The sequence below is a fragment of the Gilliamella sp. BG2 genome (assembly GCF_046635645.1).
In the GTDB taxonomy this organism is placed as follows: domain Bacteria; phylum Pseudomonadota; class Gammaproteobacteria; order Enterobacterales; family Orbaceae; genus Gilliamella; species Gilliamella bombi.
Map to the genome: position 1 here is coordinate 1 of NZ_JBIDFF010000050.1, position 6,635 is coordinate 6,635.

At 31.5% G+C, this 6,635-nt stretch carries 8 protein-coding genes; 7 read left to right on the plus strand and 1 reads right to left on the minus strand.

Going from position 1 to position 6,635, the window contains the following annotated elements:
• Positions 1-16 precede the first annotated feature (16 nt).
• Positions 17-130, plus strand: a complete 114-nt coding sequence (locus ACGH6Q_RS11780) for a tail fiber assembly protein (protein ID WP_411592918.1) — start codon at positions 17-19, stop codon at positions 128-130.
• On the opposite strand, the gene ACGH6Q_RS11785 is transcribed toward ACGH6Q_RS11780, so the two are convergent.
• Positions 131-346: a hypothetical protein gene (locus ACGH6Q_RS11785; RefSeq protein ID WP_411592914.1), complete on the minus strand. Its 216-nt coding sequence runs from the start codon at positions 344-346 to the stop codon at positions 131-133.
• 764 nt (positions 347-1,110) lie between these two features.
• On the opposite strand from ACGH6Q_RS11785, the gene ACGH6Q_RS11790 reads away from it, so the two are divergent.
• The 6 genes from ACGH6Q_RS11790 (at position 1,111) to ACGH6Q_RS11815 (ending at position 6,281) form a co-directional block, all read left to right on the plus strand.
• Positions 1,111-2,055 carry a WYL domain-containing protein gene (locus tag ACGH6Q_RS11790; RefSeq protein WP_174798537.1) on the plus strand — a complete coding sequence of 315 codons (945 nt, stop codon included), beginning with the start codon at positions 1,111-1,113 and terminating at the stop codon, positions 2,053-2,055.
• A 60-nt stretch (positions 2,056-2,115) separates the two neighbouring features.
• Positions 2,116-3,186 (plus strand): hypothetical protein, encoded by a 1,071-nt coding sequence (locus tag ACGH6Q_RS11795; RefSeq protein ID WP_034914564.1) that lies wholly within the window; start codon positions 2,116-2,118, stop codon positions 3,184-3,186.
• A gap of 62 nt (positions 3,187-3,248) precedes the next feature.
• Positions 3,249-4,820: a cobalamin adenosyltransferase gene (locus ACGH6Q_RS11800; protein WP_411592915.1), complete on the plus strand. Its 1,572-nt coding sequence runs from the start codon at positions 3,249-3,251 to the stop codon at positions 4,818-4,820.
• Positions 4,817-5,083 (plus strand): YkgJ family cysteine cluster protein, encoded by a 267-nt coding sequence (locus ACGH6Q_RS11805; RefSeq protein ID WP_411592916.1) that lies wholly within the window; start codon positions 4,817-4,819, stop codon positions 5,081-5,083. The genes ACGH6Q_RS11800 and ACGH6Q_RS11805 overlap by 4 nt, the downstream gene beginning before the upstream one ends.
• Before the next feature lie 120 nt (positions 5,084-5,203).
• Positions 5,204-6,001 (plus strand): DUF3944 domain-containing protein, encoded by a 798-nt coding sequence (locus ACGH6Q_RS11810; protein ID WP_411592917.1) that lies wholly within the window; start codon positions 5,204-5,206, stop codon positions 5,999-6,001.
• A gap of 70 nt (positions 6,002-6,071) precedes the next feature.
• Entirely contained in the window at positions 6,072-6,281 is a 210-nt protein-coding gene (locus ACGH6Q_RS11815) for a hypothetical protein (RefSeq protein WP_034914571.1), read from the plus strand.
• The last annotated feature ends 354 nt before the right edge of the window (positions 6,282-6,635 follow it).

The window sequence follows — 6,635 nt, forward strand, 5'->3', positions numbered from 1 at the left end:
TATCATTGATTTAGATATGCAAGAAGCCGACGAAGAAGCGCAGTTAAAGGCGTGGAAAAAATATCGAATCTTGTTAATGCGTGTTGATGCATCAGATATTAATGCCGTGTTTCCCGCAAAACCTGAATAATCAAAACACACTATCAATCTTCAACTTACAATACTCAACAGCGTCATGTAACATTACAAAATCGGCGATATCGTATAGTGTTTTCTGCGTTTGATAGAATACATAATTGTGATCTTCTTCGTTGTTGATAATGTAGCACTCGCCCGATAGCTCTATTTCGAAATCTTCGGGCGTTTGACGTATGTAAATTGGTAGTGTGTAGTTTATTGTTATCATGATGAGCAAAGTTAGAATTTTTGGGGTATTTTATATTGATTGTTTTTTGATGTGAAATTTTGAAGTGAGATTTCGGATGGAGGATCTAAAAAATGTTTGTGCCATATTTGTGCCGTAAATAATGTAAAATAAACTAAAAAATAGTGAATAAATATACAGCTATCGGTTTGGCTAACCTCTTATATTGTTGATTTATAACAAATTAAAATAATTTTATTTTTTAATATTACAGATTCAAAATCCGCCGCCCTTAAAAGCGTGTCGGTTCGAGTCCGACCACTGGCACCAAGTCACAAAGAACACCAGCTTAAAGCTGGTTTTTTTATGTCTAAAGTCTTATCAAAACTGAGTTCAGCTATATTTAATAAACTAGCTAACTAATCTCTACTGAAATTACATCAAAATAAGCACAAAAAAGATAGAATTGAGTAATATTGATCGAAATAAACGATCAATGATCATTAATTGATCGAAAATTCCGATATGACAATTTTCTCTTATTCATCAATAATTAAATAAAAAAATAATTCTTTTTATTTCTTTTTCCGTAGATAGGAAAAACAATCTGATAATTTAATGCGTAATCAGAATATAACATTATTAATGTAAATGTTATTGGATTTTTATTCAGATCAAGCATAAAGTTTAATTTATAAATTCAGTTAATACTTTAAGTTAAGAAAAGCTATATTATTCTGTAAAAATTTCTGATTAAAAATAAAGCAATATTTCTAATTAGGGAAAAGGTTACAATAGGTAAATAGATGATGGGTAGGAAGAAAGATTCAAATGTTAGTGCAGGACAAAAACTGTTGAAAATGTATCACATTTTGCTATCAGATAATAAACCGCATTATCAATCAGATTTAGCTGAAATACTAAACTGTTCTGCTCAAACAGTAATACGACTAGCTGAACAGATCGAGTTATCTTTCCCTGAATGTTTCTGCTCTGGCAAGGAAAAAAATCGTCGTTGGTATAGTTTGCAGATCAATCATAAAAATACACTAGGTTTAAATTATCAGGAATTACGATATCTAAGTTTGTGCCGCGAATTGTCCAAACCCTTTATTCCACCAGAGATTGGTGAACGTATTGATCAAACATTATTGCATCTTTCTATGTTGTTATTAGAGTTAGATACAAGAGAACACTTTTCACTAAGTAAACCTATTGCCTTTTTTAGTAAAGGGAAGATTGATTATTCAGAGAAAGTTAGCATTATTGAGGACTTATTAAAGTGTATTGAAAACAAGACTTTTTGCCACATTCATTATATTGCTAGTGGTAATCAACAAGGAAAAAACCACTATTTTATTCCGCAAAAAGTAATTGCAATGAATCATGCCTTATACGTTTATGGCGTAATTTCAAATAACGTTGCGACAGAATTAAAACACAGTACTTGTTTGGCAATCCACCGAATAAAAAAATTAGATTTTATTAACCAAAAAGTTGCTATATCAGTACCAGATCACATTCAAAATAAAACTACGTTTGGTTTACCAGAACATGAACCTCGTACTTTTTCAATTCAATTTACCAAATCAGCGGCTGGTTATGTCAAAGAAAGAATTTGGTGCGATGAACAAAAAATCGAAGAAATCGAAAATGGCGAAATTATTCTTACTATCACCACATCTAGTGAACGTGAGTTAAACGCTTGGGTTAGGGGGTTTGGAGAGCAAGCAAAGATGATCACATCCTAGTTTTATTGCGATACAAACATAATATATTTTAATTAACATAAATTTAACGAGGAAATAACAATGGCATTACCTATTATTCTTGCAGGTGCAGCTGCAGTCGCTGCAGCAGTTGGTGGCAAAAAAGCATACGATGGTTATCAACTAAAATCAGAAGCTGATGAAATCTTGGAAAGAACCAAAAGCCGATATAACAAACGAAAAGATGAACTGGATGTATTAAACAAAGTTTCAGAACAGAAATTAGAGCGATTAGGTACATTAGAACTTAATATTGGTAAATCATTTGGTGAATTTAAAAAAATTTCCGACGAATTATTAAAACAATTGAAACAAAATGACAATAAAGATCTTAAGTTATCTGTTCCTAAAGTTAAGATGGATAAAATTGAAGAATATTCTTTTTCTACAGTGGGGTTTTTAGGTACGGTTGCAGCATCTGGTGCAGCGGGAGCAGCTGCAAGTTTTGCGGTATATAGCGGAGTAATGGCTTTTGCAGCTGCTTCAACAGGAACACCTATTGCCGCTTTATCTGGCGTAGCTGCATATAATGCCACTATGGCCGCTATTGGAGGTGGATCACTTGCTGCTGGAGGTTGGGGAATGGCTGGTGGAGCAATGGTTTTAGGTGCTGCAGCCATTGCGCCAATGATTGCTATTGCTGGTTTTGCGTATGCAAACCACGCTGAAAAAGCATTAGAAAATGCAAAAAAATCAAGTTCTGAAGCTGACACAGCAATAACAAAAATGGATTTAATTGATAAACATTTATCTAATACAAATAACTATGTGGATAAAATTTATACATCGTTGGAAAAAATCAATCAGACCTTTAATTATTACTTTTCTGCTTTAAAAGAGTTGCATCAAAAGATAGTGGTTCTTGGTTGGGGAGAAGATATTAGCGATAATTCGGAAAAGAGCTTAAGAGTTATTAATAACGGTTATTTATTGGCAGCTATTATGACCGATATTATTACAACCCCACTTTTTAAAATTAAAACAGTATCCGAAGATAGTATTGTTGAAGTCGAAAAAGATAGTGATGGATTCAATATTCTTAATCAAGAAGAATTAGATAATGTATTAATTAACAAAGAAAAAGAATATAAAGATTTTACTCAGGAAATGTAATGATAAAAGCCAAGAATACTTGGCTTTTGTTTTATTGATTATATTAACGAGGACTAAAAATAATGATGAAACAGGAAATGGATTGGGGCGAAGAGTTACATAATACCGTTGTCAAATCTTTGGTAACTTCATTTGGATTAGATTTTTTATTATTTAAAGATAATGTAGGTGGAGATGTTGATACTGTTCATAATGCACGACAAAACATTTACGCAACCGATAGAGAAAGAATAATAAATGAACAAAACTCAAAATATGATTCACATGAGTATCATTCTCATGCCAATTATATTGAGACAAATCGACAAGGAAAAATCGCTCATCAAGCAAATACCTTAAAAGATGCTTACACAGGGGAAATATTTGCTCAACATGATAAAAAAAATTTAGATCATGTTATTGCTGCAAATGAAATACATCACGATCAAGGTAGAATATTAGCTGAATTATCAGGAACTGACCTTGCTAATGACAGTAGCAATTTATATTTCACTAATGAAACATTAAATAAGTCTAAGAAAGCAAGTTCAATGTCTGACTTTGTAAGCAAACTTCAAAATGAACTTACTCAAACCCGTCAAGAAATAGCTATACTAAAACAGAAAAAATCGTTAACAGATCAAGAAAAAAAATCATTAGAAAAGTTAGAAAATAAAGAAAAAGCAAACTTTAATAAAATGCTTGAAATAGACAAAAAAGCACGGGCTAAATACGAGAGAACTGTCAATATAGCCTATTATACTAGCAGTAAGTTTGCTAAAGATGTCGCTTATCAATCAGCTCTTTCTGGTTTTAAAATGGGAACAAGACAGATGCTAGGGCTTATTCTTGCTGAGGCATGGTTTGAACTACGCGATCAATTTCCTTCTATTTATGCAAATAATAAATATAATTTTTCTATAAAAAATTTTTTAAATGATATTAGCGATGTATTTAATGCTATATGGGAACGAATAAAATTAAAATTTAAAGATTTTTTTAATTCTTTCAAAGATGGCGCTGCTAGTGGTGCGTTATCGAGTGTAACCACTACTGTTACCAATATATTTTTCACTACGCAAAAAATGCTTGGAAAAATGATTCGGGAAATGTGGGGGCATATTACGGCAGCTATAAAATTAATCTTTTGCAACCCTAATTCATTACCTTTAGGTCAATTAGTTAAAGAAGTAAGTAAAATTATTAGCGCTGGAATTTCAGTTGTTTGTGGTACTGCTATTTATAGTATCTGTTCGCAATTATTTGCTTTTCCATTCGGTACCGAATTATCTGCATTTTGTAGTGCACTAGCGACTGGTATTTTAACATTAGCATTTAATCACTATCTAGATAAAGGGACTCTTCCTCAAAAAATTTGGGCTTTTTTGGATAAATTTAAAGATAAATACGAAAGAACTCTCGATTTTTTTAAAGCTGTAAATACTGAGTTAGATAATTACTTAAAAGAGTTAGCAAGGCTAGAGTTCAATATGGATACGCAACAATTAGCGTCGTTTACATTGCATCTCACCACGACCAATGATGAACTAGAACGTAGCTTTCTGTTAAAAGAAGAAGTAACTCGTCGTGGCATTAAATTACCATTTGAAGCTGGTAATCTTGAGTCAGTAAATTCATGGTTAAAATCATTATGAGTAATTCCCCCCAGTTTCCTTGTTATCAATGTGGAGCTTGTTGTTGCAATGTTAATCGCTCGAAAGAAACGCTATTTCTTGATAATGGTAATGGGGTATGTCGCTATTATGACCATCAAACAAAATTATGTACCATTTATGAAACAAGGCCAGATATCTGCCGTGTAGATAAACAATATCAGCTCAATTATAAAAATAAATATAGTTGGGCTGAGTTTATCGAGATAAACACTATTGCATGCAAAATTTTGAATTCAAAATAACAAATGAACCAGTAATAAAAAATTAGAACGAAAACACCTTAAATTCCTTATGAAGGAAATTCTGATTGCTATAGTGTTGTAATCATAATTAATAATTAATAATTAATAAGGGGAGTATAAATGGCTATTTATAGAGATGATTCAGACCTAGTTTTTTTAAAACAATGTACTAATGAAGATTTAGAATTATTGGTTTCTATATTGACTGTTGATCCTAAGGATAATACCCTTCGGTTTACCGAAACATTAACAAGCGATGCAAGTTATAAACGACATTATCCTAACCATCAATTATATTGGAAATCTATAGCTGCAGAGCTTCAAACATTTGGTGCAAATTCAGGAATGAATTTATTAAGGCAAGGTAAAGGGGTATGCTATCGTGAAATATTAATAGATGTATGTAATCGAACTAATACAATATTAAGTGAGCCAGCACCTTTTTTTATTGAAAAAATTGAAGATGCTTTATTAAATTCACTTCTCAAGCAATCATTAGAAAATATAAGTCAAAAAGACCTTAAAAAAATAGCAGCAGATTTGGGTAATGTTAATTCTAAAGTTACACCATCCATGGTAATGATGGGGATTCAAAATTTTATAACTTCGTCTTCTTTAATGTCAAATTATTTAATATTTAGCATTTTAAACAATCTTGGTTTTAAATCAGGAAATATAATGACAGTAATGTTTCCAAGACCTTATCCGAGGCGATATCAGGAATTAGTAGTAACTATTTGTTTGGCAATAAACCATTTATGGTTACTATTTAATGTTACAGGACCAGCTTATCGTGTAACAATTCCAGCTTGTTTATATATAGCAACCTTAAGAAAAAAATACAATGATGCAAAAATAACGAATCATATATTAAAAAATAATATAGATCTTAAAAAAATGATGGGAAAATATCTTTAACAAAAGTTTTTTATTTTTCTAATTAAAGTTGTGCTTATCTATTTAGCTATAAAACAATAAGGAGTTATACATGTCAATTTTTAAATTAATTAGTGTGGGTTCTGGGCTTCTTTTAACAACAGCAGCAGTATATACTGCGCAAGATAAAATAGCAAAAGCGTGTGAAGAAGATGAAGATCTTAAATCAATAAAAACAGAAGGGCGAGTATTAGCTAGTTTTGTAACCTCGGTTATTGTTGGTGGAGTTGTTAATAAGCTTATTAATCGCGTTTTTAATTAGTTGTAGGAAAAGACTGGATAGGCCACCAGACCTATCCTAAATTTTGTATATTTAATAGTTAAAGGTGACAGTTAATTCTGTCACCAAATTTTATAATAAACCAACTGATCTATCTTGTGCACAAGACCGATATTTGTTATCTAGATCAATAATATCGGCTTCAGTAGCTAGCAATGTGAGGATTTTCCGCATTGTTTACAGTAATTTGAGACAGTACTGTATTGAATATACATAAAAAAACAAAACTAACGCCTTATCACAGACAAGAGATATGGCACTTATATCATAAAGAAAAAATAACGGTCACTGATTTGGCAAAACGCTTTATGGTCAGTCGGCCTACCATTTATAATG